This window comes from Modestobacter sp. URMC 112 (assembly GCF_053502575.1).
Genome location: NZ_CP199957.1, coordinates 1,775,274 through 1,801,780 on the forward strand (window position 1 = coordinate 1,775,274; position 26,507 = coordinate 1,801,780).

Consider the following 26,507-nt stretch of genomic DNA (forward strand, 5'->3'; position numbering starts at 1 on the left):
TTCAGCCGGCCTCGTCGAAGTACGCCTGCGCCCCGGGGTGCAGCGGCACCGGACCGGTCTCGGTCGCGGTGTCGGCGGAGATGTTCTCCGCCTCCGGGTGCACCTGGGCGAGGGTGTCCAGGTTCTCGAAGATCGCCCGCGTCACCGACTCGGCCACGTCCTCGGGCATGGCGTCGCTGACCACCAGCAGGTTCGGCACCGCGATGGTCGGCACGTCCTCGGGCAGGCCGTAGGTGTCGGCCGGCACGGTGCCCTCGGTGTAGGCCTCCCCGAAGGCCTCCTGCATCTTGGGCAGCTCCTCGTCCAGCGGGAGCATCACCACGTCGTCCCCCATCGAGGTGACCAGGTCGGTGATGCCGCCGGTGGGCAGCCCGCCGGACCAGACCAGCGCGTCGATGGCGCCGTCCTTCATGCCCTGCACGCTCTCCGGCAGGCCGAGCCGGAGCTGCTCGAAGTCGCCGGGGGCCAGGTCGTTGACCTCCATCAGCCGCAGCGCGATCACCTCGGTGCCGGAGTTCGGCGAGCCGGTGGACACCGACTTGCCGGCCAGGTCGGCGAGGGAGGAGACGCCGGCGTCGGCGCGGACGAAGACCTGCGTGTAGTTGCTGTAGATGCGGGCCAGCGCCTGGATCGACTGCGGCTCGCCCTCGAAGCCGGCGGTGCCCTTGACGGCGTCGGCGGCGGTGTCGGCCAGCGTGAACCCGATGTCGCTGTCGCCGGCGCAGACCAGCCGGATGTTCTCCGCGGAGGCGTTGGTGGCCTCGGCGGTGGCCTCGACGCCCTCCACCTGCTCGGTGAGCACGTTGGCTATGCCGCCGCCCAGGATGTAGTAGACGCCGGTGGTGTTGCCGGTGGCGATGGACAGCCGCCCGCCGCCGGCCGGCTCGGCGCAGCCGGGGCCGTCCCCCTCACTCGCCGTGCCGCCGCCACCTCCTCCCCCGCCGCCACCGGCCTCGCCGCAGCCGGTGACCACCAGCGCCACGGCCGACAGGAGGGCGAGCAGGACGGGGGTGCGAGGGCGTCTCATCAGGTGACCTCCGGGGTCGGGGTGGACGGGGACGGGGTGGACGGGGCGGGTGTCCTGGGCCGGCGTCGCAGGCCGACCAGGTGCACCACCACGGCGAGGGCGAGGGCGCCCAGGCCGACGAGCACGGTGGTCGGCTCCAGGTACAGCAGCAGGACGGCGGCGACGGCGGCGAGCAGTCGCTCCGGGACGGCGGCCGGCCCGATGAGCCACCGGCCGGTGACGACCGCCAGCGCGGCGACGGCCAGCCCGGCGATCACGGTGACCAGCACGATCGAGCCGAGGGAGCCCTGGCCGATCAGCCCGGCGCCGTTCGGCGTCAGCACGAACGCCAGCGGGACGAGGAAGGCCGGGAGGGTGTACTTCCCGGTCATGATCATCGTCTTGTACGCGTTGCCGCCGGTGATGGCCGCCGCGGCGACCGCGGCCAGCGCGGTGGGCGGGCTGACCTCGGACAGCACGGCGTAGTAGAAGACGAACATGTAGGCCTCGGGGGTGGACACCCCGAGCGTGGTCAGCGCCGGCGCGATGATCACCGCGGCGATGATGAACGAGGCGGTCACCGGGACGGCCAGGCCCAACACGAGCACCGCGACGGCGGCGAGCACGCAGGTGACCAGCAGCTGCGCGGTCGGGTTCGTGGAGACCAGGCCGGCCAGGTCGACGATGATCGAGGACAGGTCCAGTCCCAGCCCGGTCAGCGTCAGCACCGCCACGATCAGCCCGGCGGCGGCGGTGGTGGCCGCCACCGGCAGGACGCCGGTCGCCCCCTTGGCCAGCGCGTCGAAGACCCGCCGTGGCGTCATCCGGTGCCGCCGGTCCAGGAAGGACAGCACGAACGCGACGGCCGTGGCGTAGACGACGGCCCGGAACGCCGACTGGTCCAGCGCGAGCAGGCCGACGATGACGAACAGCGAGCTGAAGTGGTAGCCGAACCGGCCCAGCAGCCGCCAGAAGCTCTGCCGCTCCAGCGGCACGTCCCGGACGCCGAAGCGCCGCGCGTCGAACTCGACGGCGAGGAAGATCCCGAGGTAGTACAGCAGCGTGGGGACCAGGGCGTACCCGAGCACCTGCAGGTAGGACACCCGCAGCAGCTCGGCGATGATGAACGCCGCGGCGCCCAGCGTCGGCGGGGACAGGATCGCGCCGATGCCGGCCGCGGCCAGCACGCCGCCGGCGGACTCCCGCGGGTAGCCGGCCCGCTTCAGGATGGGCCAGCTGACGCTGCCCAGGCTGACCGCGGTGGCCGTGCCGGAACCCGAGACGGTGCCCAGCAGGAACCCGGCGAGGGTCACCGTCCGGCCGGGCGCGGACCGGGACCGGCGGAACGCGGCGAAGCTGATGTCGAGGAAGAACTGGCCGGCACCGGAGTACTCCAGGACGGCGCCGTAGATGGTGAACAGGATGATGTACGTCGCCGCCACGTCCAGCGGGACGCCGTAGACGCCCTCCGTGCCCATCACGAACTGCGAGGTCAGCCGGACGTAGTCGTACCCGCGGTGGCCGATCAGCCAGCCGTTGGGGATCAGGTTGCCCCAGGACGCGTAGCCGATGAACAGCACGCAGATGACCGGCAGCACCGGCCCGACGGTGCGCCAGGTCGCCAGCAGCACCAGCGCGACCAGCGCCAGCCCGCAGACCACGTCGATGACCAGCGGACGGAAGCCCCGCGAGATGTAGGTGTCGAAGCCGGCGAGCAGCGGCCAGATGGTGACGAACAGCGACGCGGCCGCCAGGAACCAGTCCCAGGGGGAGGGCCGCTCGGTCCACCGGCCGCCCTGCCGCAGCGCCGACAGGGCCGGGCGGTAGAGCAGGAAGGTCAGCGGCAGGACGACGGCCAGGAAGGCGATCCGGTACTGCAGCGCCGGGACCGGCGCGAACACGTTGACCAGCGCGTACAGCGACAGCAGCACCGCGACCACGCTGATGCCCAGCTGCAGCCGGCCGCTGAGCACCCGGGCGGGCTTCTCCGCGTCGGCCTCGGCCGGCACCTCGCCCAGCGTCCCGGGCGCCGCCGGTGCCGCGTCCTCGTCCTGGGTGTCGGTGGGCCGGTCGCCGTCCCGACCTCCGCCGGGGCCGGGGTGGGTCGTGTGTGCGGACACGGATGTGGCCTCCCTCACTCCGCCGCCGACCCTAGCGGCGCGAGCGGCTCCTAGGGTGTCCCTGGTGGAGCGCGCACCCGGAGGCCCGGTGGTCCGGCCGTTCGCCGATGCGGACGCGCCGGCGGTCGCCCGGATCTACGGCCACCACGTCGAGCACGGCGTGGCCACCTTCGACCTCGAGGCGCCCTCGCCGGCCGACTGGCTGGCGAAGGTCGGCGGCATCACGGCGGCCGGGTGGCCGTTCCTCGTCGCGGTCGAGGACGGCGAGGTCGCCGGCTTCGGCTACGTCTCGGCCTGGCGCGCTCGGCCGGCCTACGCCGCCACCGTCGAGGACACCGTCTACCTGGCGCCCGGCCGGGAGGGCCGCGGCATCGGCCGCGCGCTGCTCACCGCGGTGCTGGACCGGGCCGCGGCGGCCGGCGCGCGGCAGTCCATCGCGGTGATCTCCGACAGCGGGGACCCGGCCTCACAGGCGCTGCACCGCGCGCTGGGCTTCGTGGAGGCCGGTCGGCTCCGGCGGGTCGGCTTCAAGCACGGCCGCTGGCTGGACGTCGTCCTGATGCAGGCGGCGCTGGGCTGACCGGGTCGTCGGGGGCGCGGGTCAGACTGGGCGGGTGGACCCCGCACTGCCGCCCGGCTGGCCCGACGAGGTGGCGCCGCCGGGCGCCCCGGACTGGGAGCGGTCGGCCGTCGCCTGGCTCTACGACCAGGTGCCGCCGGACTACCGGTCGCACGAGGTGCTGCGGCAGTACCCGGTGCTGCTCGCCCGGTTCGCCGCCGACCACCTCGCCGCCGGCCTGGAGGCCGCCCGGGCCGGCTGGCGCACCGTCCGCGTGGAGCTCGCCGACCAGCTGCCGCCCGACGCCATGGAGGCCGCGATCAGCGCCTACGAGCGGGAGGGCGCGCGGCTGGCCCGGGCCGCCCGCGGCGTCGAGGTCGTCGCCGGTGCGCTGCGTGGAGAGCGCTGGGTACCGCGGCTGTAGCGACCGCGCCGCCACCCGCGCGGGCGCGGGTCGGGCAGGATCGGCGGGGTGACGGCCGGCGAGTACCCCGAGACCCCGCGCACCCAGGCGTCCCGGCTCCGGGACCGGGTCCGCCGCGACCGGGAGACGGTGCACGCGGTCCTCGACGAGGCGGTGGTCTGCCACGTCGGGTTCGTCGTCGACGGCCGCCCCGTCGTGCTGCCCCAGCTGCACGCCCGGGTGGGGGAGCGGCTGTACCTGCACGGCTCCACCGGCGCCCGCGCGCTGCGGATGGCTGAGGGTGCCGGGCTGGAGGTCTGCGTCACCGTCACCCTCGTCGACGGCCTGGTGCTCGCCCGGTCGGCGTTCAACCACTCGATCAACTACCGCTCGGTGGTCGCGCACGGCACCGCCGTCGTCGTCGACGACCCGGTCGAGAAGGCCGCCGCGCTGGCCGCCCTGGTGGACGACGTCGTGCCGGGCCGGTCGGCGGGCAGCCGGCCGCCGGACCGGCGGGAGCTGGCGGCCACCACGGTGCTGCGGCTGGACCTCGCGGAGGTGTCGGTCAAGGTGCGCAGCGGCCCGCCCGGCGACGACCCGGACGACGTGGCCCTGCCGTACTGGGCGGGGGTCCTGCCGGTCACCTCGGTGGTGGGCGACCCGGTCCCGGCGCCGGACCTGCCGGCGGGCACCGCCGTCCCCGGGCACGTCCTCGCCCGGACGACCGCGGGCTGACCGCCGATCGGGTGCCCGCTCGCCGGGGGTGCCGCGCCGTTCGCGGTTACAGTGGTGGATCCCGGCGGTCCGCCCAGGAAGCCGTCGACGTCGAAGGGACCCAGCCGCGTCGTGTCGCTGCTCCGCTCGCTGACCGGGCCTGCCGACCTGCGGGCACTGCGCCCCGACCAGCTCCCCGTCCTGGCCGCCGAGATCCGTGACGTCCTCGTCTCGGCCGTGGCCAAGACCGGCGGCCACCTCGGGCCCAACCTGGGCGCCGTCGAGCTGACCCTCGCCGTCCACCGGGTGTTCGAGTCCCCGCGTGAGCCGATCGTCTTCGACACCGGGCACCAGGCCTACGTGCACAAGCTGCTCACCGGCCGGGTCGACGGCTTCGCGCAGCTGCGCCAGCGCGGAGGGCTGTCCGGCTACCCCAGCCGGGCGGAGAGCGAGCACGACTGGGTGGAGAACAGCCACGCCTCGACGTCGCTGTCCTACGCCGACGGGCTGGCCAAGGCCTTCGCCGTCCGCGGGGAGCGCCGTCCGGTGGTCGCGGTGATCGGCGACGGCGCGCTGACCGGCGGGATGGCCTGGGAGGCGCTGAACAACATCGCCGCCGCGCAGGACCGGCCGGTGGTCATCGTGGTCAACGACAACGGCCGGTCGTACTCGCCGACCATCGGCGGGGTCGCCGACGCGCTGGCCACCCTGCGGCTGCGCCCGGGCTACGAGCAGGCGCTGGACGCCGTCCGGCAGACCCTGCACAAGGCGCCGGTGGTCGGCTCGACCCTGTACGACGCGCTGCACGCGATCAAGAAGGGCCTCAAGGACGTCCTCGCCCCGCAGGGCATGTTCGAGGACCTCGGCATGAAGTACGTCGGGCCCGTCGACGGCCACGACGTCGAGGTGATGGAGTCCGCGCTGCGCCGGGCCCGGTCCTTCGGCGGACCGGTGATCGTGCACGCGGTCACCACCAAGGGCTTCGGCTACCCGCCGGCCGAGACCGACACCGTCGACGCCTGGCACTCCACCGGCGTCTTCGAGCCCGACAGCGGGCTGAGCTCGGCGGCCAAGGGCCCGGAGTGGACCGACGCCTTCGCCGACGAGCTGGTCCGGATCGGCGCCGAGCGCTCCGACGTCGTCGCCGTCACCGCCGCCATGCTGCATCCCACCGGGCTGGCGCCCTTCGCCGAGCGCTTCCCCGAGCGCACCTACGACGTCGGCATCGCCGAGCAGCACGCGGTGACCTCGGCCGCGGGGCTGGCCATGGGCGGCCTGCACCCGGTGGTGGCGATCTACTCCACCTTCCTCAACCGGGCCTTCGACCAGCTGCTGATGGACGTCGCGCTGCACCGCCAGCCGGTGACCCTGGTGCTGGACCGGGCCGGGGTGACCGGCTCGGACGGCGCGTCGCACAACGGCATGTGGGACATGTCGATCGCCTCGATCGTCCCCGGCCTGCGGCTGGCCGCCCCCCGGGACGAGCCGACGCTGCGGGAGGCGCTGCGCGAGGCCGTCGCCGTCACCGACGGGCCCACCGTGCTGCGCTGGCCCAAGGGCGCGCTGCCGGTCGAGGTGCCCGCGCTGGAGCGGCACGGCCCGGTCGACGTGCTGCGGCGCGGCTCGGGTGCCCGGGGCGAGGGCGACGTGCTGCTGGTGGCCGTCGGATCGATGGTCCCCATCTGCCTGGCCGCCGCCGAGCGCGCCGCCGACCACGGCATCGAGGTGACCGTGGTGGACCCGCGCTGGGTGCTGCCGGTCGCCCCCGAGCTGGTCGAGATGGCGCAGGCGCACCGGCTGGTCGTCACCGTCGAGGACAGCGGCCGCGCCGGGGGGGTCGGCTCGATGGTCACCCGCGCGCTGCAGGACGCCGACAGCGACGTCCCGGTGCGGACCATGGGCCTGCCGCAGGAGTTCTTCGAGCACGGCAGCCGCGGCCAGGTCCTGGCCGACGCCGGGCTCACCGAGCAGGACGTCGCCCGCCGGGTGGTCGAGTGGTCCGCCCGGCTGGCCGACCGGTCCACCGCCGACGGGACCCGGCAGGTCGAGGGCCGGCCGGTCGAGGGCCAGCCGGTCGAGGGCCAGTAGTGGTGGGCCGGTAGTGGTGGACGCCGTGATCGCCGAGATCCAGGTGGCGCCGTCCCCGCCCGGCACCGCCGAGGACCCGCACGCCCACGTCGAGGCGGCGATCGCCGTCATCCGGGCGTCCGGGCTGCGGGCCGAGGTCGGTGCGCTGGGCACCACCCTGGAGGGCGACGCCGACGCCGTGTGGGCGACGCTGCGGGCCGCCCACGAGGCGATGCTCGCCGCCGGCGCGACGACCGGCATCTCGCACGTCAAGATCGCCACGGTGCGGCGCAGCATGGACAGCCTCACCCGCAAGTTCCGCTGACGAAGGACCTCGTCCCCCTCACCACCTCGCATGCTCGGCGGTGTGCCCCTGGACGAGGCCGGTCCCCCCGGGCGCGGGACCGGTGGAGCGCGGTGGACCGATCACCCGACCGCTGGGGGCGAGGGGCCGCGGACGGTGAGCTGGCGTCGGTGGTGCACGAAGTGCCGGGTCGCGTACCGGTACACGTCGGCGAGGGACATCCATCCGGTGAAGTAGGGGTCCCACCGCGGAGGCATCGGCATGCCGCGGTGCATCGCGGCTTCGGACTCGCGCGGGAGCGCGCGCTGCAGGCCGGCGATGACCCGGGCCCCGAGCGCGTCGATCCGCGCCGGGCCGAGCACCCGGGCGGCGGCGACCGGCCCCAGGTGGTTGACGACGTGGAACGGCCGGGCGGCGCTGTCGAGCAGCGCCGCCCAGGCCCGGCCCACCGGCGCGGGCAGCCGGCCCATGAGGCGCACCAGCGGCAGCAGCGTCCGCACCACCCCGAACCCGAGCACCATGTGGAACAGCAGCTGGTGGTTGGTCCAGCGGGTGCCGTCGGTGCCCCGCCGCAGGTCCGCGGGATCGGCGGCGGTGAGCAGGGCGTGCAGCTGGGCACGGGCGGCGTCCAGCTCGCGGCTGATCGCGACCCGGTCCACCGGGCCCACCGTGCCGCCCTCCGAGGGCCCGGGCCGGGCCGTCCTGCGCACCACCACACGGTGGCGGGGGCGACCAGCTCTCCACAAGCCCGCTTCCCCCGCCCTGCGCCGGCAGCAGGCCCGGCTGCCCGCGCCGACCGGACACCGGCCGGAGCGCGGCAGCGCCGCACCCGTTGACATGTGACCTTTCGGTCACCTATGTTCTCCGTGTGGCGGACGACGACCGAGTGTTCAGGGCGCTCGCCGACCCGACACGGCGTTTCCTGCTCGACCTGTTGTTCACCCGCGACGGCCGCACCCTCGGCGAGCTGGAGGCGGAGGTGGCGATGACGCGCTTCGGCGTCATGAAGCACCTCCGCGTCCTGGAGGAGGCAGGGCTGGTCGTGACCCGCAAGTCCGGCCGGGAGAAGTTGCACTTCCTGAACCCGGTGCCCATCCGGTCGATCCACGACCGCTGGATCGACAAGTACACGGAGCGCCACGTGGCGGCGCTCGTCGACCTCAAGAACGAGTTGGAGAGCGAAGATGACGACCACTGAGACCGCGCAGACCACCCAGGTGTACCGGGTCTACATCAAGGCGACTCCCGAGCGGGTGTGGCAGGCGATCACCGACCCGGACTGGAACCGGCGCTACGGCTACGGCTCCGCGCAGACGTTCGACCTGCGGCCCGGCGGCCGGTACGAGGCCCTCGCCTCGGAGGAGATGAAGCAGGTCTCGGCGGAGCAGGGTTGGCCGTGCCCGGACGTGATCATCGAGGGCGAGGTGCTCGAGGCCGACCCGCCGCGGCGGCTGGTGCAGACCTGGCGGATGCTCATGGACCCGACCACGGCCGCCGAGGCGTTCACCACGATCACTTACGAGATCAAGCCGAGCGCCGAGGGGTCCTGCCGGCTGACCCTCACACACGAGATGTCCGGCGCCCCGGCCACCGCGCACATGGTCAGCGGCGCGCTGGACGACGGGCAGGGCGAGGGCGGCGGCGGCTGGAGCTGGGTGCTCAGCGACCTCAAGAGCCTGCTGGAGACCGGTTCGACGCTGACCGGCAGCAGCTCGGCGAGCTGAGCCGCCGGGCACCGACCACCGCGCCGGCGCTGCCGGCCCCGCGCCGTACGGCGGGGTCGGGCGGCGCCGGCGCGGTGGTCGTTCCCCCGGCGCGACCCGCTCGATGTCGCCCCCTGAGCGGCCGCGCGGTCCAGCACGGGAGTAGGCGGGCAGATCCGTGCCGCCACGCCGCGCCGACGCCGGCGGGACGACGGACCGCAGGCCACGGATCGGCCGCGACACCGGTCCCGATGGCCCTGTCGTCCCCGCTGCGGCCGGAGGACAGTGCTGCCTCGTCTGACACCGTTGCGCTTCCGCCCAGAGAGCAGGCCCGGCCATGACCCAGACGATGAGCGGCGGGATGGAGGCCCTGCGGGCCGCGGTGACCGGGACGGTGCACGTCGCGGGCGACGCCGGCTTCGAGGACGCCCGGCGGCTGTGGAACGCCGCCATCGACCGGCGGCCGTCCGTGATCGTCGAGTGCCGCTCGGTCGCCGACGTGGCCGCGGCGGTCCGGTTCGCCCGGACGGCGGACCTGGAGATCGCCGTCCGCGGCGGCGGCCACAGCGTCCCCGGGTTCTCCTCCTGCGACGGTGGGCTGGTCATCGACCTGCGCCGGCTGAACCGGGTCGTCGTGGACCCCGTGGCCCGGCGGGCCCTCGTCCAGGGCGGCGCCCTGCTGAGTGACGTCGACGCCGCCACCCAGGTCCACGGGCTCGCCGTCCCGGCCGGGTTGATCAGTCACACCGGGGTCGGGGGACTGACCCTCGGCGGCGGCATGGGATGGCTCACGCGGTCGGGCGGCCTCACGATCGACAACCTGGTCTCCGCCGAGGTGGTCCTCGCCGACGGCCGGGTCGTGCGGGCCACCGAGGACGAGGAGCCCGACCTGTTCTGGGCCGTGCGCGGCGGAGGTGGCAACTTCGGCGTCGTGACCGAGTTCGAGTTCCGGTTGGTCGAGGTCGGCCCGATCGTGCAGTTCGGGCTCTTCTTCTGGGAGGAGTCGCAGGGCCGCGACGCGCTGCGGCTGATGCGCGATCTCGTCGCCGACCTGCCCCGGTCGATGAACGCGGTGACCGCAGCCGCACTGACCGCCCCACCGGCTCCCTTCGTACCGGTCGAGCACCAGGGCAAGCTGGGGTACGCCCTGCTCCTGGTGGGCTTCGGCGATCCGGCCGAGCACCAGCAGGCGACCGACCGCGTCCGCCGGACGCTGCCCCCGCTGTTCGACCTGGTCACCCCGATGCCGTACACGGCTCTGCAGCAACTGCTGGACGAGGCGAACGCGTGGGGCTTCCACGCCTACGAGAAGAGCGGGTACTTCGCCGACCTCACCGACGAGGTGGTCGACACCCTCGTCGAGCACGCCCCCCGGAAGACCTCGCCGCTGTCGGTGCTGCTCTTCTACCGACTCGACGGGGCCTTCTGCGAGACCGGTGAGGACGCCACCGCGTTCAGCGGCGGCCGCACGCCCCGCTACGCCGGCTTCTTCATCGGCCTGACGCCCACGGCGGAGATGCTCCCTGCGGAGCGCGACTGGGTCCGATCGCTGTGGGGAGCACTGCGTCCCGCCATGATGAGCGCCGGCACCTACGTCAACGCCCTCGAGGGCAGGGACGACCGTGAGGTCGAGGACGCCTACGGCCCGAAGTACCGGCGTCTGGCCACCGTGAAGGCCGAGTACGACCCCGACAACGTCTTCCACCGCAACGTCAACATCCGCGCAGCCGGGATCCCGGCTCCGCGCGGCTGACCCGGTCAGCCCGCGGCGATGGCCTCGGTCAGCAGGTCGCGCGTCAGCTCGATCTGCCACTCGCGGGCCCCGCCGGCGCGCAGCACGGCGGCCACGGTGTCGGCGTCGGCCGGGGACGGCGGGCTCCACATCAGCCGGCGCATCAGGTCCGGGGACAGCAGGTTCTCCACCGGCACCGACCACTCCTCCGACAGCCGGGTCAGTCCGGCGCGGGCGACCTTGAGCCGGGCCGCGGCGACCGGGTCGCGGTCGGCCCACCGGTTGGCCGGCGGGGGCCCGTCCCCGGGACGGCTGTGCGGCGGCAGCTCGCTGTCGGGGAGCGCCCGGCCCCGGGCCAGGGCGCCGAACCAGGTGCCGACCAGCTTGCGGTTGGCCCGGCCGCGGAACACCGGCAGCTCCAGCAGTGCGCCCTCGGTCGCCGGGTCCGCCTGCACCGCGGAGACGATGGCGGCGTCGGGCAGCACCCGGCCCGGCGCGATGTCCCGGCGGCGGGCCAGGTCGTCGCGGGCCTGCCACAGCGAGCGCAGCATCCCCAGCTGCCGGCGGTTGCGCAGCCCGTGCATCCCCGAGGTGCGCCGCCACGGGTCGGCCTTGGGTGCGGGCGGGCCGGCGGCCAGGATCGCCTCGAACTCCTGGCGGGCCCACTCGGTCTTGCCCTGCTCCTCCAGGATCGCGGCCAGCGCGTCACGCAGGTCGACCAGCACCTCGACGTCCAGGGCCGCGTAGACCAGCCAGTCCTCCGGCAGCGGCCGGGTGCTCCAGTCGGCGGCGGAGTGGCCCTTCTGCAGCGACCAGCCCAGCAGGGACTCCACGACCGGCCCCAGGCCGACCCGCGGCAGCCCGGCCAGCCGGGCGGCGAGCTCGGTGTCGAACAGCCGGCCTGGCACCAGGCCGATCTCCGCCAGGCACGGGAGGTCCTGGTTGGCCGCGTGCAGCACCCATTCCTCGTCGGCGATGGCGGCCTGCAGCACGGAGAGGTCGGGCAGCGGGATCGGGTCGACCAGGCCCGTGCCCGAGCCGTTGCGGCGCAGCTGGACGAGGTACGCGCTCTGCCCGTACCGGTAGCCCGACGCGCGCTCCGCGTCCACCGCGACCGGGCCGGTGCCGGCGGCCAGCGCCTCGGCGTAGGCCACCAGCGCGGTGGAGGTGTCGATGACCGGCGGCAGCCCGTCGCGGGGGGCGAGCAGCGGGACGGCGGAGCTCGCCTCGGGGTCCTCGGCGTCCGCCCCGATCCCGGGGACGCCGACGGTCGGCTGCTCGGGGGCGTCCGCCGCGGACGGGTCGGTGCTCAGCGGAGGACCTCCGCGACCGGTGCGGCACGGACGCCGTCGGCCCCGTCCAGGCCCAGCGACATCCGACCTCCCGTCCCTGCCGGCGGCGTGCCACCGGTCCGCGGCCCGCGGCCGGCGACTGCGGGCCCGCGGGGTACGGGGACGAGTCTAGGCGCCGGTGCCGACGGACTGCCCGCCCGCGCCCAGCAGGTGGACGCCCTCGGGCGGCAGCCCGGCCGCCTGGGACAGCACCGCCAGGTAGGCGCGCAGATGGCGGTCCAGGTCGGTGCCCTCCGCCGTCCAGGAGGCCCGGATCTCCACGTCCACCGAGTGCTCCGGGGCGGCGATCTCGCCGAAGCGGGTGGACGCCGTCCGGGTCACGGTGCCCCCGACGTGGTGGTGCCGGGCGCCGGTCTCGGTCAGCGCCTCGGTGAGCCAGCTCCAGGCGACCTCGGAGAACATGGCGTCGTCGACCATGTGCTCGTCGGTGGCCGCGGTGACGTACCCGACGCAGCGGGTGGTGCCTGCCCACGCCTCGTGCCCGGCGGGGTCGAAGAGCACGATGAACCGGCCGCTGGCGATCTCGTCGTCCTCGTCCTCGCCCTCGGGGTCGGGGACGCTCAGCGCCACCGCGTGCGCGTACGGCGCCAGCCGCTGCGGCGCGGGGATGTGCTCGACGACGACCTCCGGGCGGACCCGGACGGTGGACAGGGCCACCAGCGCGGCCTCGAAGGCGGCAGGGACCGGCACGTCGTCGTCGGGACGGGTCCGTTGCGAGGCCACGTGCGCAGGGTAGGTCCGATCCGCCGGGGTTCCCCGCCCCGACGCGCCGCCGCGGTCCACTCGCGCCGTCTGGGAGCATCATCCCTCGTGGGAACACCTGTCACCCCCGGCCCGGCCGACTCCGACCTGGTCCGCGCCGCCCGCGGCCTGCCGGTGTCGCGCACCCCGGTGTGGTTCATGCGCCAGGCCGGGCGCTCGCTGCCGGAGTACCGGGCGCTCCGCGCGGGGACGGCGATGCTCGAGGCCTGCCAGGACCCCGACCTGGTCACCGAGATCACGCTGCAGCCGGTCCGCCGGCACGGGGTGGACGCCGCGATCCTGTTCTCCGACATCGTGCTGCCGCTGGTGGTGGCCGGGATGGACATCGAGATCAAGCCCGGGGTGGGGCCGGTGGTCGCCTCCCCGGTGCGCTCCGTCGCCGACGTCGACGCGCTGCCGCCGCTGGAGCCCGACCGGCTGGACTTCCTGGCCACCGCCGTCTCCCGGCTGGTCGCCGAGCTCGGCCCCACGCCGCTGATCGGCTTCGCCGGGGCGCCGTTCACCCTGGCCACCTACCTGATCGAGGGCGGCCCCTCCAAGGAGCACGCCCGGACCAAGGCGTTCATGTACGCCGAGCCCGCGGCCTGGCAGCGGCTGATGGACCGCCTCGCCGTCTCCGCGGCCACGTTCCTGCGGGCGCAGATCGGTGCGGGGGCGTCCGCCGTCCAGCTGTTCGACTCCTGGGCGGGGGTGCTGTCGGCCGCGGACTACGCCGAGCGGGTGCTACCGCACTCCCGGGCGGTGTTCGACGGGCTCGGCGACGTCGCGGTGCCCAAGGTCCACTTCGGCGTGGGCACCGGCGAGCTCCTGCCGCTGATCGGGGACGCCGGCGCGGACGTGGTCGGCGTCGACTGGCGGGTGCCGCTGGACGAGGCGGCCCGCCGGGTCGGCCCCGGCTACTCGCTGCAGGGCAACCTGGACCCCGCCGTCCTGCTCGCCGACCGGGCGACGGTCGACCGCGAGGTCACCCGGGTCGTGCAGCAGGGCCGGGCGGCCCGCGGGCACGTGTTCAACCTGGGGCACGGCGTGCTGCCCGACACCGACCCCGGGGTGCTGACCCACGTCGTCGAGCTGGTGCACGAGCTCTCGACCCGATGAGACTCGTCGTGGTGGGCGCCGGGATCACCGGGCTGACCGCCGCCTTCGAGTGGCGCCGTGCCCGCCCGGACGACGAGGTCGTCGTGCTGGAGGCCGGTGACCGGATCGGCGGCAAGCTGGACCGGGTCCGGCTGGCCGGGCAGTGGTACGACACCGGGCCCGAGGCGATGCTGGCCCGGGTCCCCGAGGCGGTGCAGCTGGTCGAGCAGCTGGGGCTGGCCGACCAGCTCGTCGCGCCGGCCACCACGCAGGCCTCGATCGTGCTGCCCGACGGCCGGCACCCGCTCCCGCCGGGCACGGTGCAGGGCGTGCCGACGTCCGCCGACGGGCTGGACGGCGTGCTCACCCCCGCCGGGGTCGCCCGGGTGCGGGCCGAGGCCGACCTCCCACCGCTCCGGCTGGACGGCGACGTGACCGTCGGCGGCCTGCTGCGGGAGCGGCTCGGCGACGAGGTGGTCGACCGGCTGGTCGAGCCGCTGCTCGGCGGGGTCTACGCCGGCCGGCCCGACGACCTCTCGCTCGCCGCCACCATGCCCGCGCTGGCCGCCCAGCTGCGCCGCGCCCCCTCGGTGCTGGCCGGCGCGCTGGCCGCCCGGGACGCCGGTGCCCGCAGCCGCGGGGACGCCGACGGACCGGTGTTCGTCACCGTCGCCGAGGGCATCGGCTCCCTGCCCGCCGCCCTGGTGGCCGCCTCCGGCGCCGACGTCCGGCTCCGCACGCCGGCGCACGCGCTGCGCCGCACCACCCACGGGTTCGAGCTGTCGGTCGGCCCCGCCGGGGCGCCGCGGACCCTGACCGCGGACGCCGTCGTCGTCACCGCTCCCGCCGGCAAGGCCGCCCGGCTGCTGGCCGACGTGGCGCCCGGCGCGGTGGAGCCGCTGGGCGGCATCCCGTACGCGTCGATGGCCGTGGTCGCCATGGCGTTCCCCGCCCAGCCGGTCGCCGCCGGGTCCGGGCTGCTCGTGCCGCCGGTCACCGGCCGGCTGGTGAAGGGCGTGACCGTGTCCTCGTCCAAGTGGCCGCACCTGTCCGGCGGTGCCGACGGCGGCGGCGTGCTCCGGGTGCGCTCGTCGGTGGGCCGGTACGGCGACGAGTCGCAACTGCAGCGCCCCGACGCCGACCTCACCGCGGCCGTGGTCGCCGACGTCGCCGACCTGCTCGACCTGGAGCGGCCCGAGCCGCTGGAGACCCACCTGGTGCGCTGGGGCGGCGGCCTCCCGCAGTACCTGGTCGGGCACTCAACGCGGGTCACCGCCGTCCTGGACGCCGTCGGCGCCGTGCCCGGGCTGGCCGTGGCCGGCGCCGCCTACGGGGGCGTCGGGGTGCCGTCCTGCATCCGGGACGCGCGCCGCGCCGTCGGGGCGCTGCTGTGAGCGCCCCGAGCAGGACCCGGGGCGCCGCGCTCGCCGCCGCGCCGTTCGTCTTCGTGCTGCTGTGGAGCACCGGGTTCGTCGGCGCCAAGTACGGGCTGCCCTACGCCGAGCCGTTCACCTTCCTCGCGCTGCGGCTGGCCCTGGCCGGGGCGCTGCTGGCCGGGCTGGCCGTCGTGCTGCGGGCCGACTGGCCGCGCAGCCGGGGGGAGACCGGCCGGGCCGCCGTCGCCGGGCTGCTGCTGCACGCCGGCTACCTCGGCGGCGTCTTCTTCGCCATCGAGCACGGCCTGCCGGCCAGCGTCGCGGCAGTGGTGGTGAGCCTGCAGCCGGTGCTCACCGCGGCCCTGGCCACCCGGCTGCTCGGCGAGCGGCTGGTCGCGGTGCAGTGGCTCGGCCTGGTGCTCGGTGTCACCGGCGTCGCGCTGGTGCTGGCGCCGGGGCTGGCCAGCGCGGCAGGGGAGACCGGCGCGTTCCCGCCCGTCGGCGTCCTGGCCTGCCTGGTCGCGCTGCTGGCCGGCACCGGCGGCACGCTGTGGCAGAAGAAGCACGGCGACGGCATCCCGATGCTGTCCGGCACCGCCGTGCAGTACGCGGCGTCGGCGCTCGTGCTGGTCGCGCTCGCAGCGGCCACCGAGACCATGACGATCGAGTGGACCGGGGAGTTCGTCGCGGCGCTGGTCTGGCTGGTGCTGCCGCTCTCGCTCGGCGCCGTCCTGCTGCTGCTCCTGCTGCTCCGCCGCGGCAGCGCCTCCGGCGTGTCCAGCCTGCTCTACCTCGTGCCGCCGGCCACCGCCGTCGAGGCCTGGTTTCTGTTCGGGGAGGAACTGCCGCTGCTGTCCCTGGTCGGGGTGCTGGTGACCACCGTCGGCGTGGCCCTGGTGCTGCGGCCCCCCGGACGCGGCAGCGGACGGCGCGCGACAATGGACCCATGAGCGAGGAGCAGACCGACGAGCGCAGCATCGGCAAGCGGGCCAACGAGCTCAACGCCCTCATCCGCTACACGATGTGGTCGGTCTTCAAGGTCGCCCGGCCGCTGGACGACGCGCAGCGCACCGCCGCCGCCGACGAGGTCACCGCCCTGTTCGACGAGCTGGCCGGCAAGGACGTCGTCGTCCGCGGGGTCTACGACGTGGCCGGCCTGCGCGCCGACGCCGACCTGATGATCTGGTGGCACGCCGCGGACCCCGAGGCGCTGCAGGAGGCCTACGGCCGGTTCCGCCGGACCACGCTGGGCCGCCACCTGGAGCCGGTCTGGTCCCAGATGGCGCTGCACCGCCCGGCCGAGTTCAACCGCAGCCACATCCCGGCGTTCCTGGCCGACGAGGAGCCGCGCCGGTTCGTCTGCGTCTACCCGTTCGTCCGGTCCTACGAGTGGTACCTGCTCCCGGACGAGGAGCGGCGGGACATGCTCAAGGAGCACGGCATGCAGGCCCGGCCCTACCCCGACGTGCGGGCCAACACGGTGGCCTCGTTCGGGCTCGGCGACTACGAGTGGATGCTCGCCTTCGAGGCCGATGAGCTGCACCGCATCGTCGACTTGATGCGCGACCTGCGGGCCAGCCGCGCCCGCCGGCACGTCCGCGAGGAGGTGCCGTTCTACACCGGCACCCGCAAGCAGGTCGCGGAGCTGGTCGCCGACCTGCCGTGACTGTGCACATCGTCATCCTGCGGATGACACCGCGATCAGGAGCCGTCCCCAGCCTGCGCTGAGCCGTTCCCTGCGTCCCCGCCGGGGAGCCTCCGGCCCCCGCAGCGGGTCCGCATACGGCCCTGCGGGCCGAGGTGGCGCCTCGTCCCCGACCTCGCCCGTCCCCGGCTCGGAGGGCTCCTGCGGTGCTCCGTCCGCGGGTCACCGGGTGCCGTGCCCGGCTCGGTCCGTCGCGTCGCGGGGTGCCGTCCCCGGCTCGGAGGGCTCCTGCGGTGTTCCGACCGCTCTTGCGGTGCTGCACGGCCGCGAGAGCGCGTGCACCGCCGCAAGAGTGCCCGGCGCTACCTTCCCAGGCCGGCGTCGCGGGCTCGGATGATGGCCTCGGCGCGGTCGGCGACCTGGAGCTTGGCCAGCACGTTGGACACGTTGTTGCGCACCGTCTTCGGCGACAGGTACAGCGCCGCGGCGATCTGCGCGTTGGACCGCCCGGCGGCCACCAGGTCCAGCACCTCCCGCTCCCTGGCGGTCAGCTGCGGGAAGGCCGCCGGCGGGCCGGCCGGGCCGGCGACGAAGAAGTCCGCGATCCGCCGGGCCAGCGCCGCACCGAAGACGGCGCCCCCGGCGGCCACCGTGGTGATCGCCCGCACCACCTCCTCCTGGTCGGCACCCTTGAGCAGGTAGCCGCGGGCGCCGGCCCGGACCGCGGAGAAGACCGTGCCGTCGTCCTCGCTCATGGTCAGCACGACGACGCCCACCGACGGCTGCTCGGCGGTGACCTGCCGGGTGGCCTCGATGCCGTCCAGGCCGGGCATCTGCACGTCCATCACCACCACGTCCGGCTGCTCCTCCCGGGCCAGCCGCACCGCGGCCAGGCCGTCGGCCGCCGTCCCCACCACCGTCAGCCCCGGCACCGAGGACAGCAGCGCGGCCAGCCCGTCGCGGTACACCGGGTGGTCGTCGGCGACCACCACCCGCAACGGCTCGGCGTCCTCTCCGACCTCAGCCACGACCGCTCCTCCCGCCCAGGGGCAGTTCCGCCCGCACCACCGTGCCGCCGTCGTCCGGGCAGCCCACCGCGCACCGCCCACCCAGTTCCGCGGCGCGTTCGCGCAGCGAGACCAGTCCCACGCCCGCCGGGGCGCCGGCCGGGATGCCCACCCCGTCGTCGGTCACCGTGACCGTCAGGGAGTCCCCGGAGCGGGACAGGTCCACGGCGCAGCGGGTGGCCCGGGCGTGCCGGGCGACGTTGGCCAGCGCCTCGGACGCGATCCGGTAGGCGGCCACCTCCACGGCGGCCGGCAGCTCGTCGACGCCGGCGGCCGTGACCTCGACCGCCACCCGCGGCGCCAGCAGCCGCTCGGCCTGCTGCCGGACGGCGCCGACCAGCCCGAGGTCGTCCAGCGCGGGGGGCCGCAGGTCGTGCACCAGCCGCCGGACGTCGGCCAGCGCGCCGGCCACGTCGTCGCGCGCCTGCCGCAGCACGGCGTCGGCGTCCTCCGGCCGGGTGCGGGCGAGGTTCCGGGCCGTGTCGATGCGCAGCACCACCGCGCCCAGGGTCGGACCCAGCCCGTCGTGCAGGTCGCGGCGCAGCCGGCGGCGCTCCTCCTCGCGGGCGGCGACCAGCAGCTCCCGGCTGTGCTGCAGCTCCGCGGCCAGCGATCCGGCGCGGGCGGCTGCCGCGGCCTGCCGGACGACGTCGGCGAGCAGCCGCTCGTCCCGGGTGAGCAGCGAGGCGCGGACGCCGGAGCGGGGGAGCAGCAGCCGGCCGACCTCCTCGCCCCGGTAGGTGATGGGCAGCGCCTGCACCGCCGCCGGCCGCTCGCCGTGCTCGGCCACCAGGTGGTCCCCGCCGGCCCGGTCCACCTCCACGCCCACATAGGGGGAGCGGAACGCCTCCGCGACGGCGCCGGCCACCGCGACCAGCTGCTCGCCGGGGTCCTCGGACCGCTCCAGCCGCTCCGCCAGCGTGGACACCACCAGGTACGGGTCCTCCCGCTGTCCGAGGACCCACCGCCGGACCGCCCGCCACAGCTGCGCGCGCAGCGGCACGTACAGCGCCGTCACCACCAGCAGGGCCAGCAACGCGACGTCGCGCTGCCCGAGCCGGTCCCCGAGCAGGGCGCCGGTTGCGGCGACCACCGCCAGGTCCAGCAGCACGACGGCGACGGCCAGCCCGCCGTAGACCAGCGTGCTGCCGAGCAGCCGGTCGATGTCCACGGCCCGCGGCTGCAGGATCCCCACCGCGATCGCCGCGCCGGTCAGGGTGATGGCCAGCGACAGCGAGAACGAGCTGATGTCCCCGGGTGCGAGCAGCGTCCCGACCATGACCAGCAGGTCGACCACGGCCGCCCACAGCAGCCACCGCATCCGGCGCCGGTCCTCACCGGAGGACCGGCGGTACCGGGCCACGACGGCGGCCACCGGGACGACGACGCCCAAGAGGGCCATCGGGAAGGCCACCCGGAGCAGGGGGAGGACCACGGACTCCGGGAGGGGCAGGCTGGTCGGGTCCAGGTCCAGCGCGCGGTAGACCTCCGGTGTCCGCGAGCCGGCGCGGGCGTCGGCGATCTCGGAGGGGACGACCAGGAGCAGCGTCGGCAGCAGTGCCGTCGACGCCAGGCTCAGCAGCGCGACCGGCCGCCACCGACCGGCCGGCAGCCGGCCCGAGGGGTAGAGCAGGAGCAGCAGCGGCAGCCCGAGCAGCAGCCAGGCGCCGAAGCGCTGGACGAACCAGAACGACGCGGTGGCGCCGGGCAGCGGCGGGACGGACGCGACGGCGTGCGTCAGCCACGACTGGGCGACCCCGTCCAGCGCCCACAGCAGGGCGGTGCCGCCGATCACCCAGGACACCGCGTTGCGGGGCCGGCGGTGCAGCAGCAGGGCGGCCGGGACGGCGAGCGCGGCCCCCGGCAGCCCGATGATCCAGCCCGGGGTGGCCCCCGCGGCTTCCCGCGCCGCGGCCGGCGTGAGGACGTCGAGCACCGCGGCGCCGAGGGCGGACCCGACCGTGACCACGACGAGCAGCCAGGCGGTGGCCCGGACGGCGGCCGGTGCCCCGCCGGCGTCCGCGGACGGCTCCGGAGGAGCGGCGGCAGCCCCGGCGCGCTCGGCCGGCGGCGTCTGCAGGTGCTGCACGCGGGGATCATCGCCGGTCCGGTGTCCCGCCGGGGAGGGCTCGCCGTCCCGGATGTCCCGGGACACCGGACGGGACCGGATCGGGGGCGCCGGGCCCTGGGGGCCCGGGACGCCGGCCCGGGAGGGTCCTCCCCAGCGCGGTGCACCGGGCACCGCCCCCCGACCGGAGGACCTCCGATGTCCCTCAGCACCACCCCCGTACCGGCCCGCACCGACACCGCACAGTCCGCCCTCCAGCGAGTGGCGGGGCACGCCGCGCCCGCGACCACGGCGGCCGTCCGGCGCGCCGGGATCGCGGTCACCACCGGCACCACCGCCTGGGCGGCCGGCATCCTGGTGTTCGGGCTCAACCCGGCCGAGGGCTGGCAGCGGCTCACCTACGACGCCAGCTCGCTGCTGTTCCAGCTCGGGCTGGTCGCGCTGGTCGCCGTCCAGCTGCGGACCGGGGCCACCGGCACCGGCCGGCTGGCGCGGGGCTTCCTGCACGCCGAGCACGTGATGCTCGCGCTGGCGATCACCGCCACCGTGCTGTGGGCGCTGGTGCCCAGCCGGCACGACACCGCGCTGTTCCTGGCGCTGGACGCCTTCTGGCCGCTGTCGATGATCGGCATGTTCGCCATCGGCATCCGGATCGCCATCGCCGGCCGCTGGCAGGGCCTGGCCCGCTTCTGGCCGCTCGGCGCGGAGAGCTGGGCGCCGGTGGTCATCCCGGTCTCCGTCGTCCTCAGTGGTGCGGCGACCTACGTGGCGGCCGGGCACCTGCTGCTCGGCTACGCCGCGCTCGGCCTGGTCCTGACCCTGCGCCCCGAGCTCACCGGCGCCCGCTGAGCAATGCACACCGTCGTCCTCCGGACGACACCGCAACCAGGAGCCGTACCCGATCGGCGCTGAGCCGTTGCCTGCGTGCCCGGCGGGAGCCTCCGGCCCCGCGCCGGGTCCGCAGAGCCTCCTCCGTCGGCGACTTCTGACAGTGCAGCGCCCCCGCCCCGTGACCCCGGGCGGGGGCGCTGCTGCGTGCCGGGTCGCTCAGCCCTCGGCGGGCGTGAGCCGGATGCTCACCGAGTTGATGCAGTAGCGGTCGCCGGTCGGCGTCTGCGGCGCGTCCTCGAAGACGTGCCCGAGGTGGCTGTGGCAGCTGCCGCAGAGCACCTCGGTGCGCAGCATCCCGTAGCTGCGGTCGTCGCGGAGGACGACGTTGTCACGCACCGACGGCTCGTAGAAGGACGGCCAGCCGCAGTGCGAGTCGAACTTGGTCTCCGAGCGGAACAGCTCGGCGCCGCAGGCGCGGCAGGAGTAGACGCCGACGGTCTTGGTGTCGACGTACTCGCCGGTGTAGGGACGTTCGGTGCCGGCCTCGCGGAGGACGGCGTACTCCTCCGTCGACAGCTGGGCGCGCCACTCCTCGTCGGTCTTGACGACCTGGGGCTGCTGGGCGGATGTGGTCATGACCCCACCGTACGGCCGCCGCGCCACCGGCGGGCCGCGCGGCGCCGGCGCTCGGGACCGGTGCGTCCACGCAGGTCAGCGCGGCACCACCAGACGGTCAGCGGCGGGTCACCCGCCGGATCGGGCTCCCGCGGGGGCCTCGTACCGTGGACCGGCCGGGTGCCGTCCCGGCAGGGGACATCGAGAGGACGTCATGACCGCGGAGCAACCGCTGCCCGACGTGTGGTTCACCCGCGACCTGCCCGTGCTGCGGGCCGTCGTCCGGCTGCTGGACGAGCCGCCGCACGGGAGCGCGCCCTACCTGGGGGCGGTGGTGCCGGCCAGCGGGCTGGCCAAGCCGCAGGTGGTGTCCGCGGCCAACGCGCTGGCCGCCGCCGGGTACGTGCAGGTGCTGACCAACCACGCCGGGGACATCGTCCGGTTCACCTCCGCGTCGGCGGAGGCACGGCGGCTGACCGGGCTGTGGCCGACGCCGCAGGGGGAGTGGGACCGGCTGCTGGAGCAGCTGGCCGCCCGGGCGGCCGGGGCGCTGACCGAGGTGGAGCGGCAGCGGTGGCAGGCGCTGTCCGATGCCGCGGTCGCGCTGGGCCCGGACGACGGGGCGCTGCTGATGTCGGCGCTGATCGGCGGCTACGTCCCCCGGGCGCGCTGAGCCGAGCGGAACCGGGGCCCCCGCAACGCGACAGCGCCCCCGCCCGGTCTCCCGGGCGGGGGCGCTGTCGTTGGTCTGTGGCTGTGACCAGCCGACCGCTCTAGGTCAGAGCGGGGTGACGTTCGCGGCCTGCGGGCCCTTCTGGCCCTGCTCGACGTCGAACGAGATGCGCTGGCCCTCGTCGAGCGAGCGGTACCCGCTGGTCTGGATCGCCGAGTAGTGGACGAAGACGTCCGGGCCGCCCCCGTCAGGGGTGGCGAAGCCGAACCCCTTCTCGGCGTTGAACCACTTCACTGTTCCTTCGGGCATTGCTCGCTCCTAGCTGAGGTCGTACGTCGGGGTCCTGCCATCTGCAGGGCCTTCCCGACGACTGAACCCTAGCCGTACATGCCCCCCGCGCGCTGCACCGGACCCCCGATCGGCCCTTTTTCCTCCTGCGCGGCATCCCACGGGGGGCCCGCACGGCCCCCCGTGGCGCCGCGTCACCGCCGGTCGGTGCCGCCGGTCCGGTCGTCGCGACCCAGCCCCGGGGCCAGCTTCTCGGCCTTGGCCTGGAGCTGCTGGGCCGCGGTCCGCTCCTCGTGGGCCCGGCCGGCGCGTTCCTGCGCCTCCCGCTCGGCCTGCGCGGCGCGCTCCTGCACCTCGGCCCGCTCGCGGCGGGCGCGGGCCGCCTGCTCGTCGGCGATGGCCTGCTCCTTGTCGGCCGCCACCGACCGGGCCTGGGCCTCCTGCAGGTGGTCGCGCGCCTGCGCGGCCTTGCGCTCCTTGCCCGCCTTGCCGCTCCGCGCGGCCGCCATGGCGACGAGCGCCAGCACGACCACGACGGCGATCACGATCAGGACGATGAGCCAGGTGTCCATGGTCTCCCCTTCTCGAAGCCGGGAGTCCAGGATGCCCAGTCGCCGGGTGCGCGAAACGCCGCGCCGACCTGCCCGGACGGCTACAGCAGGTGGACCCGGCGCGGCTCGTCCGGATCGGGTGCCGGCTCCGCGGCCGGCAGGGCCAGCACCGGGCGCCAGCTGGGGACGCTGATGAAGGTGCCGGGTGACCAGCTCTGACGTCGCTGCCACGCGGCCACCCAGGCCAGCTCCCGCTCCTGCGCCCGCAGGTGCCGGCGCCACCGGTCGCCCAGGACGTCGACGGCGACGACGACGGCGGCCGCGACCGCCACCCACAGCAGGGCGTTGGTGACCGCGCTGGCGACGTCCAGCGCGGTGATCCGCGGCCAGCCGATCTGCTCGAGCTGGTAGCCGACCATCTCCAGGACGACGTACACGACGGCGTACACGACGAACGAGACCCGCACGACCCTCACCTCCTCCCGCCGACCTCCGAGCTCCGACAGGTCGATCAACGACAGGACCGGGGCGCGAGGCAAGCGGAGGAGCCCGCTGGGGGAGCGCGCCTCACCCGGTCGGGTGAGGCGGCCGGCGGCTCAGGGCTGCAGGACCTCGTCCCAGGGCCGGACCGTCCAGCTCGCCACGACGCCGCCCAGCACGAACGGGTCGCCGGCGATGAACTCCTCGGCCGCCTCCCGGGTGGTGAAGACGCCCATCGCGGTGCCGTCCATCGGCTCGTCGAAGGTGCCGACCATCAGCAGCACGCCGCGGCCGGCGAACTCCTGGACCCGCTGGGCGTGCGCCGGGTAGTGCTGCTGGGCCAGCGGCAGGAAGTCCTGCACCGCCCGGTAGGTCATCACGTACTTCATGCCCGGGCATCCTGGCCTCCCGGGCGGGTCCGGCGGAAGGTCGGCGCAGGCGGGGGCGGGACGGCCGCCCGCTCGGCGTCCCCGGCCGCCCGCCGGCGGCGCAGTTCCAGGGCCAGGCTCTCCTCCCCGCGGTCCATCGCCCAGCGGTGGTTGGCCTCGAAGGCCGGGCGCAGCAGCCAGCCCAGCCGGGCCAGCAGCGGTTTCGTCGCGGTCACCCGCCAGTCGTAGGTGATCTCCACCTCCGGGCCGTCCTGGCGGAACGTCCAGCGGCCGGTGCCGGCCAGGTCGCCGGTGGCACGCAGCGCGAACCCGGCGTCTGTCATGGTCTCGGTGATCTCCAGCGTCCAGCGCAGCGTGTAGGGGAGCCGGCCGGTGGTGTGCAGGTCCACGGCCCGGCCCACCCCCGCGGCGTCCCCGGGTGCGGTCTGGACGACGGACAGGTACACCGACGGCCACCAGCGGGGCAGTGCGTCGCTGTCGCTGAGCACGGCGCGGACCTCGGCGATGCTGCCGGCCACCCGCCAGACGGTGGTGAAGTGGTACTCGTCGTGCCGCGCCCCGGTCCGCATGCGGGCGAGTGTCGCGCGCCGGGCCCCGGCGGCACCCGGCGGTTGGCTCCGGCGGACCGGGGGCACCAGCCGTTGGTGATCACACGCATCGGAGTGGTGGGGGCCGGCTTCATCGGGGGCCGGCACGTGGACGCGCTGTCGGCCCAGGACGGCGTGCAGGTGGTGGGCGTGGCCGATCCCCAGCAGGAGCGGGCGCGCGAGCTCGCCGACCGGGCCGGGGGCGCCGCGTACGGGAGCTGGGAGCAGCTGCTGGACGCCGAGGAGCTCGACGCGCTCTACGTCTGCGTCCCGCCGCACGGGCACGGCCCGCTGGAGGAGGCGGCGCTCGACCGGGGTCTGCCGCTGTTCGTGGAGAAGCCGCTGGCGGCCGACCTGGCCACCGCCGAGCGGCTGGCCGCCCGGATCGAGGACGCCGGCCTGCTGACCTCGGTGGGCTACCACTGGCGCTACCTGGACACCCTGGAGCAGGCCCGCGAGCTGCTGGCCGACGCGCCGGCGCGGCTGGTCCGCGCCGCCTGGCTGGACCAGGCGCCGAAGGCCCCGTGGTGGTCGCGCCAGGACGAGTCCGGCGGGCAGACCGTCGAGCAGGCGACCCACCTCTTCGACGTGGCCCGGGTACTGGTCGGCGAGGTCACCGGCGGAGCCGCGGTCGGGTCCCGGTCCGGGGACGGGCCCGGCGACATCCAGGACGTGAGCACCGCGGCGCTGCGGTTCGAGTCCGGCGCGGTCGGGTCGTTCTCCAACAGCTGCCTGGCGCCGGGGAAGTTCCGGATCGGGGTGGAGCTGGTCGCCCCCGGGCTCGGCCTGTGGCTCACCGAGCACCAGCTGACCGTCACCGACCGGGACGGCGAGCGGACCGTCGACCGGGCGTACGACCCGATCGTCGCGGAGGACCGGGCGTTCGTGGCCGCGGTCCGGGGCGAGGGCGACGACGTCCGCACCACCTACGCCGAGGCGCTGCGCACCCACCGGCTGGTGACCGCGGTGGCCGCGGCCGCCGCCGGGGACGGGGTCGTCGAGCTCCCCGCGCCGGTGGGAGCCCGGTGACCGGGCGGCCGATCCGGTCGATCGGGGTGGCCGGGCCGGGCCGTCCGGTGGTGCTCGAGGACGTCGAACCGGAGCCCGGCCCCGGCCAGGCCTGGGTGCACACCGAGTGGAGCGGGGTCAGCGCCGGCACCGAGGTCGCCCTGGTCCGGGGCACCGACCCGCAGCACCAGGTCGGCTGGGACCCGGAGCTGCGCGCCTTCGGGGCCGGGACGCCGCCGGCCGGCTACCCGGTCCGGGCCCTGGGCTACATGGAGGTCGGCCGGGTCACCGAGAGCCGCACCGGCGCGCTGGCCGAGGGGACGCTGGTCGCGACGGCCCACGGCCACCGCACCGGCCGGTGCGTCGATCCGGCGCAGGCGGTCCTGGTGCCGGTGCCCGACGACCTGGACCCGCTGCTGGGGATCTACCTGGCCCAGATGGGCCCGATCTGCGTCAACGGCCTGCTGCACGCCACCGCTGCCTTCGCCGGCCCGGGCTCGGGCCTGGACGCCGGCGTCCGCGGCCGGCACGTGCTGGTCACCGGCGCCGGCGTGATCGGGCTGCTCACCGCGCTGCTCGCCGTCCGGCACGGCGCGGCCGACGTGCTGGTGGCCGAGACGTCGCCCGAGCGCCGGGCGGTGGCCGACCAGCTGGGCCTGGCCACCGTGGACGACGCCGACGGCTCCGCGTGGCGGGTGGCCAAGGAACGCTGGCGGCACGGCCCCGGTGACCGCGGCGCCGACCTGGCGCTGCAGTGCCGCGGGCACGACTCGTCGCTGGCCACCGCGCTGAAGGCGCTGCGGCCGCAGGGCGTCGTGGTCGACCTCGGCTTCTACCAGGGCGGGGCGACGGGCGTGCGGCTCGGCGAGGAGTTCCACCACAACGGGCTGGCGGTCGTCTGCGCGCAGATCAACCGGGTGCCCCGCGGCATGGCCGACGCCTGGCCGCGGGCCGCGCTGGCCGCGGCCACCCTCGACCTGCTGCGCGAGCGGGGCGGGGAGGTCCGCGAGCACCTGGTCACCGACGTGGTCGCCTTCGACGACGGGCCCCAGCTGCTGGCCGACCTGGCCGGACGCCGGCTGCCCAGCCCGCCGCTGCAGGCGGTGCTGCGCTTCGACCCGCCGGCCTGA

29 protein-coding genes are annotated in these 26,507 nt (G+C 75.6%); 16 read left to right on the forward strand and 13 right to left on the reverse strand.

Annotation, left to right across the window (positions count from 1 at the left end):
* Position 1: 1 nt before the first annotated feature.
* Together ACWIX6_RS08365 and ACWIX6_RS08370 are read right to left on the reverse strand one after the other, a co-directional pair.
* The gene (locus tag ACWIX6_RS08365; protein ID WP_448616381.1) at positions 2-1,027 is read right to left on the reverse strand and encodes a TAXI family TRAP transporter solute-binding subunit; all 1,026 of its coding nucleotides are present in this window, start codon (positions 1,025-1,027) and stop codon (positions 2-4) included.
* A complete protein-coding gene (locus tag ACWIX6_RS08370; protein WP_448616382.1) occupies positions 1,027-3,126 on the reverse strand; it encodes a TRAP transporter permease in 2,100 nt (699 codons plus the stop codon). The genes ACWIX6_RS08365 and ACWIX6_RS08370 overlap by 1 nt, the downstream gene beginning before the upstream one ends.
* Positions 3,127-3,190: 64 nt before the next feature.
* Here ACWIX6_RS08370 and ACWIX6_RS08375 point away from each other — a divergent pair, with 64 nt between their 5' ends.
* From ACWIX6_RS08375 to ACWIX6_RS08395, 5 genes are all read left to right on the forward strand, one after another.
* Positions 3,191-3,706 carry an N-acetyltransferase family protein gene (locus ACWIX6_RS08375; RefSeq protein WP_448616383.1) on the forward strand — a complete coding sequence of 172 codons (516 nt, stop codon included), beginning with the start codon at positions 3,191-3,193 and terminating at the stop codon, positions 3,704-3,706.
* Positions 3,707-3,740: 34 nt separating this feature from the next.
* Positions 3,741-4,109: a hypothetical protein gene (locus ACWIX6_RS08380; RefSeq protein WP_448616384.1), complete on the forward strand. Its 369-nt coding sequence runs from the start codon at positions 3,741-3,743 to the stop codon at positions 4,107-4,109.
* Positions 4,110-4,157: 48 nt separating this feature from the next.
* The gene (locus tag ACWIX6_RS08385; protein ID WP_448616385.1) at positions 4,158-4,823 is read left to right on the forward strand and encodes a pyridoxamine 5'-phosphate oxidase family protein; all 666 of its coding nucleotides are present in this window, start codon (positions 4,158-4,160) and stop codon (positions 4,821-4,823) included.
* Positions 4,824-4,934: 111 nt separating this feature from the next.
* Positions 4,935-6,890 (forward strand): 1-deoxy-D-xylulose-5-phosphate synthase, encoded by a 1,956-nt coding sequence (gene dxs / locus ACWIX6_RS08390; RefSeq protein ID WP_448616386.1) that lies wholly within the window; start codon positions 4,935-4,937, stop codon positions 6,888-6,890.
* Positions 6,891-6,915: 25 nt separating this feature from the next.
* Positions 6,916-7,194, forward strand: coding sequence for a thiamine-binding protein (locus ACWIX6_RS08395; protein ID WP_448616387.1), 279 nt, complete (start codon positions 6,916-6,918; stop codon positions 7,192-7,194).
* A 101-nt stretch (positions 7,195-7,295) separates the two neighbouring features.
* Here ACWIX6_RS08395 and ACWIX6_RS08400 read toward each other — a convergent pair whose 3' ends face one another.
* On the reverse strand, positions 7,296-7,883 hold the full coding sequence (locus ACWIX6_RS08400) for a DinB family protein (RefSeq protein ID WP_448616388.1): 588 nt from the start codon (positions 7,881-7,883) through the stop codon (positions 7,296-7,298).
* Positions 7,884-8,041: 158 nt separating this feature from the next.
* Between ACWIX6_RS08400 and ACWIX6_RS08405 the strand changes: the two genes are divergently transcribed.
* From ACWIX6_RS08405 to ACWIX6_RS08415, 3 genes are all read left to right on the forward strand, one after another.
* Positions 8,042-8,371 (forward strand): ArsR/SmtB family transcription factor, encoded by a 330-nt coding sequence (locus ACWIX6_RS08405; RefSeq protein WP_448616389.1) that lies wholly within the window; start codon positions 8,042-8,044, stop codon positions 8,369-8,371.
* The gene (locus ACWIX6_RS08410; RefSeq protein ID WP_448616390.1) at positions 8,358-8,897 is read left to right on the forward strand and encodes an SRPBCC domain-containing protein; all 540 of its coding nucleotides are present in this window, start codon (positions 8,358-8,360) and stop codon (positions 8,895-8,897) included. Before ACWIX6_RS08405 ends, ACWIX6_RS08410 begins: the two co-directional genes overlap by 14 nt.
* A gap of 316 nt (positions 8,898-9,213) precedes the next feature.
* A complete protein-coding gene (locus tag ACWIX6_RS08415) occupies positions 9,214-10,629 on the forward strand; it encodes an FAD-binding oxidoreductase (RefSeq protein WP_448616391.1) in 1,416 nt (471 codons plus the stop codon).
* 5 nt (positions 10,630-10,634) lie between these two features.
* Here the strand turns inward: ACWIX6_RS08415 and ACWIX6_RS08420 are convergent, their stop codons facing one another.
* Together ACWIX6_RS08420 and ACWIX6_RS08425 are read right to left on the reverse strand one after the other, a co-directional pair.
* Positions 10,635-11,921: an HRDC domain-containing protein gene (locus ACWIX6_RS08420; protein WP_448616985.1), complete on the reverse strand. Its 1,287-nt coding sequence runs from the start codon at positions 11,919-11,921 to the stop codon at positions 10,635-10,637.
* Between the two features lie 147 nt (positions 11,922-12,068).
* Positions 12,069-12,683 (reverse strand): DUF3000 domain-containing protein, encoded by a 615-nt coding sequence (locus tag ACWIX6_RS08425; protein ID WP_448616392.1) that lies wholly within the window; start codon positions 12,681-12,683, stop codon positions 12,069-12,071.
* 87 nt (positions 12,684-12,770) lie between these two features.
* On the opposite strand from ACWIX6_RS08425, the gene hemE reads away from it, so the two are divergent.
* Genes hemE through hemQ form a run of 4 tightly spaced genes read left to right on the forward strand, consistent with a single transcriptional unit; the run spans position 12,771 to position 16,841 of the window.
* A complete protein-coding gene (hemE, locus tag ACWIX6_RS08430) occupies positions 12,771-13,820 on the forward strand; it encodes a uroporphyrinogen decarboxylase (RefSeq protein ID WP_448616393.1) in 1,050 nt (349 codons plus the stop codon).
* Entirely contained in the window at positions 13,817-15,193 is a 1,377-nt protein-coding gene (gene hemG, locus ACWIX6_RS08435) for a protoporphyrinogen oxidase (RefSeq protein WP_448616394.1), read from the forward strand. Before hemE ends, hemG begins: the two co-directional genes overlap by 4 nt.
* The gene (locus ACWIX6_RS08440; protein ID WP_448616395.1) at positions 15,190-16,125 is read left to right on the forward strand and encodes a DMT family transporter; all 936 of its coding nucleotides are present in this window, start codon (positions 15,190-15,192) and stop codon (positions 16,123-16,125) included. Before hemG ends, ACWIX6_RS08440 begins: the two co-directional genes overlap by 4 nt.
* Positions 16,122-16,841, forward strand: coding sequence for a hydrogen peroxide-dependent heme synthase (hemQ, locus tag ACWIX6_RS08445; RefSeq protein ID WP_448616396.1), 720 nt, complete (start codon positions 16,122-16,124; stop codon positions 16,839-16,841). The genes ACWIX6_RS08440 and hemQ overlap by 4 nt, the downstream gene beginning before the upstream one ends.
* Positions 16,842-17,182: 341 nt before the next feature.
* On the opposite strand, the gene ACWIX6_RS08450 is transcribed toward hemQ, so the two are convergent.
* On the reverse strand, positions 17,183-17,848 hold the full coding sequence (locus ACWIX6_RS08450) for a response regulator (RefSeq protein ID WP_448616397.1): 666 nt from the start codon (positions 17,846-17,848) through the stop codon (positions 17,183-17,185).
* Positions 17,841-19,976 carry a histidine kinase gene (locus ACWIX6_RS08455; RefSeq protein WP_448616398.1) on the reverse strand — a complete coding sequence of 712 codons (2,136 nt, stop codon included), beginning with the start codon at positions 19,974-19,976 and terminating at the stop codon, positions 17,841-17,843. Before ACWIX6_RS08455 ends, ACWIX6_RS08450 begins: the two co-directional genes overlap by 8 nt.
* A 177-nt stretch (positions 19,977-20,153) precedes the next feature.
* On the opposite strand from ACWIX6_RS08455, the gene ACWIX6_RS08460 reads away from it, so the two are divergent.
* The gene (locus ACWIX6_RS08460; protein WP_448616399.1) at positions 20,154-20,804 is read left to right on the forward strand and encodes a hypothetical protein; all 651 of its coding nucleotides are present in this window, start codon (positions 20,154-20,156) and stop codon (positions 20,802-20,804) included.
* A gap of 198 nt (positions 20,805-21,002) precedes the next feature.
* Here ACWIX6_RS08460 and msrB read toward each other — a convergent pair whose 3' ends face one another.
* On the reverse strand, positions 21,003-21,422 hold the full coding sequence (msrB, locus tag ACWIX6_RS08465; RefSeq protein ID WP_448616400.1) for a peptide-methionine (R)-S-oxide reductase MsrB: 420 nt from the start codon (positions 21,420-21,422) through the stop codon (positions 21,003-21,005).
* 193 nt (positions 21,423-21,615) lie between these two features.
* Here msrB and ACWIX6_RS08470 point away from each other — a divergent pair, with 193 nt between their 5' ends.
* The gene (locus ACWIX6_RS08470) at positions 21,616-22,074 is read left to right on the forward strand and encodes a hypothetical protein (RefSeq protein WP_448616401.1); all 459 of its coding nucleotides are present in this window, start codon (positions 21,616-21,618) and stop codon (positions 22,072-22,074) included.
* Positions 22,075-22,179: 105 nt separating this feature from the next.
* On the opposite strand, the gene ACWIX6_RS08475 is transcribed toward ACWIX6_RS08470, so the two are convergent.
* From ACWIX6_RS08475 to ACWIX6_RS08495, 5 genes are all read right to left on the reverse strand, one after another.
* Positions 22,180-22,383, reverse strand: coding sequence for a cold-shock protein (locus ACWIX6_RS08475; protein ID WP_073420333.1), 204 nt, complete (start codon positions 22,381-22,383; stop codon positions 22,180-22,182).
* Positions 22,384-22,556: 173 nt separating this feature from the next.
* Positions 22,557-22,934 (reverse strand): hypothetical protein, encoded by a 378-nt coding sequence (locus ACWIX6_RS08480; RefSeq protein WP_448616402.1) that lies wholly within the window; start codon positions 22,932-22,934, stop codon positions 22,557-22,559.
* 80 nt (positions 22,935-23,014) lie between these two features.
* A complete protein-coding gene (locus ACWIX6_RS08485; RefSeq protein WP_448616403.1) occupies positions 23,015-23,380 on the reverse strand; it encodes a hypothetical protein in 366 nt (121 codons plus the stop codon).
* A 129-nt stretch (positions 23,381-23,509) separates the two neighbouring features.
* The gene (locus ACWIX6_RS08490; RefSeq protein WP_448616404.1) at positions 23,510-23,782 is read right to left on the reverse strand and encodes a YciI family protein; all 273 of its coding nucleotides are present in this window, start codon (positions 23,780-23,782) and stop codon (positions 23,510-23,512) included.
* The gene (locus ACWIX6_RS08495) at positions 23,779-24,351 is read right to left on the reverse strand and encodes an SRPBCC family protein (RefSeq protein WP_448616405.1); all 573 of its coding nucleotides are present in this window, start codon (positions 24,349-24,351) and stop codon (positions 23,779-23,781) included. The genes ACWIX6_RS08490 and ACWIX6_RS08495 overlap by 4 nt, the downstream gene beginning before the upstream one ends.
* A gap of 75 nt (positions 24,352-24,426) precedes the next feature.
* On the opposite strand from ACWIX6_RS08495, the gene ACWIX6_RS08500 reads away from it, so the two are divergent.
* Positions 24,427-25,398, forward strand: a complete 972-nt coding sequence (locus ACWIX6_RS08500) for a Gfo/Idh/MocA family protein (RefSeq protein WP_448616406.1) — start codon at positions 24,427-24,429, stop codon at positions 25,396-25,398.
* On the forward strand, positions 25,395-26,507 hold the full coding sequence (locus ACWIX6_RS08505) for a zinc-dependent alcohol dehydrogenase (RefSeq protein WP_448616407.1): 1,113 nt from the start codon (positions 25,395-25,397) through the stop codon (positions 26,505-26,507). The genes ACWIX6_RS08500 and ACWIX6_RS08505 overlap by 4 nt, the downstream gene beginning before the upstream one ends.